Genomic DNA, 1,712 nt, shown 5'->3' on the forward strand with positions numbered 1-1,712 from the left:
GCATTACGGTGGGGCACGAGGGCCTTTCTGGTCGCCGGTGCAGATCTCGCAATCCACACCGAGCCAGAGGGCCCTCACCCATTTCAAGATCACACGTCAGTGATCGCTGTCACCAACCTCCGTGGACAGAACACCTAGGCCTTGAGCGACGCCACGAAGGCGTTCCACGCGTCGGCGGGGAAACCCAGCACCGGGCCCTCGGGAACCTTGGAGTCCCGGACCATCATGGCCGCGACCACCGGTGACCTGACCTCGACGCATGCGCCATTGCCCGTGGAGTACGAGGACTTGGTCCACGTCTGGACGGCGCCCTGACGAATTGCCATTTCTGCTCCGGATTGCCTGTGGAGTGGTTTGCGCCAACGTTCTTGCTCGATGGCGCGATCGACGCTACTCGCCACTCCCGTCATCCGAAGGGGATCTTCATCCTTACGGATGGCATATTCCGGTACAGCTTCCACCTTGGAGGGGTGGGGTATAGAATTCGCCATTTTTCCGGCAGGGTGCTCAGCGCGCGTATTCCTTCGCGATGTCGGCGATGAACTGCCGCGTCTGCTCCACGTTCAGCGCCTGCGCCCGCAAGTGCTCGTACATCACACTGTACTTGCGCACGTCGTTCGCCTTCTCCAGATACAGGTCGCTGGTGACGCCCTCGATGTAGACGACACTGGAGTCCGCCGCGTCCGGGAACTCCAGGATGGCGTACTGCCCGTTGAGACCCGGGTGGGCGCCCATCTCGAACGGGATGACCTGCACGGTCACGTGCGGCAGCAGGGACTGCTCGACCAGGTGCTCCAACTGCTCCCGCATCACGGACCGGTTGCCGACGACCCTGCGCAACGCGGCCTCGTCCAGGACCGCCCACAGGCGCAACGGGTTCTCGGTGGCGGAGATTCGTTCCTGCCGACGCATCCGGACCTGGACGCGCTTCTCGATGTCGGCGGGCGCGGTCTCCGGCAGGGCACCGGTGATCAGGGCCTCCGCGTACGGGCGGGTCTGCAGCAGGCCGGGAACGACCTGCGGGTCGTAGACCCTCAGACTCGCCGCGTCCGTCTCCAGGCCGATGTAGACGCTGTAGGGGATGTCGCCGAAGGAGTGCCACCAGCCCTGCTGGCGCGAGTCCTTGGCCATCTGCATCAGCGACTCGACGACCCGTTGGTCCTTGACCTCGTAGACCCCGCACAGGTCGCGCACATCGCGCTGGCTGATGCTGCGTCGGCCGTTCTCCAGGCGGCTGATCTTCGACTGCGACACCAGCAGTCTTTCGGCCACTTCCTCGGCCGTCATGCCCTTGAGTTCGCGAAGCCTGCGCAGCTCCTGGCCCAGCCGGCGCCGCCTGACTGTGGGATTGACATTGGACGCCACGGGACGTGCACCTCCGGCTGCATGCCTCTACTTTGCGTATCTGCTGTTGAGCAGACTGCCACCAAGGTGCTTCCTACCGCTGGAAAACGCCGGATATGCGGGTCGAAGGCCGCGTATTGGGGCCGTCCAGAGGGAGATTTGTGCGCTTGTGGCACATTTGGTCTTTTTCTTTCTCGGTCTCTCCCTCGGTTCCCTCCTCGGCCCCTCCGCGGTCCTTTCGCTCCGCTCCGGCTCTCTCCGGGTTCTCCGGCTTTCCCCGGCGCTCCCACGGCCGCCGCGCCGCCGCGCGGGGCAAGGGCCCCCTGAACGGTCCTTGCCCCGCGCGGCGGCCGCGTCCGGAACCGGGC

Annotated in this window: 2 protein-coding genes; both read right to left on the bottom strand. The window is 65.3% G+C overall.

The annotated features are described in order from the left end of the window. Window positions 1-134 precede the first annotated feature (134 nt). Window positions 135-326 carry a DUF397 domain-containing protein gene (locus CCN35_RS16420; RefSeq protein ID WP_067396093.1) on the bottom strand — a complete coding sequence of 64 codons (192 nt, stop codon included), beginning with the start codon at window positions 324-326 and terminating at the stop codon, window positions 135-137. A gap of 181 nt (window positions 327-507) precedes the next feature. After that, entirely contained in the window at window positions 508-1,365 is an 858-nt protein-coding gene (locus CCN35_RS16425; protein ID WP_067396096.1) for a helix-turn-helix domain-containing protein, read from the bottom strand. Window positions 1,366-1,712: the final 347 nt, after the last annotated feature.

Source organism: Streptomyces thermovulgaris, assembly GCF_002155915.1.
GTDB classification, from domain to species: Bacteria; Actinomycetota; Actinomycetes; order Streptomycetales; family Streptomycetaceae; genus Streptomyces; species Streptomyces thermovulgaris.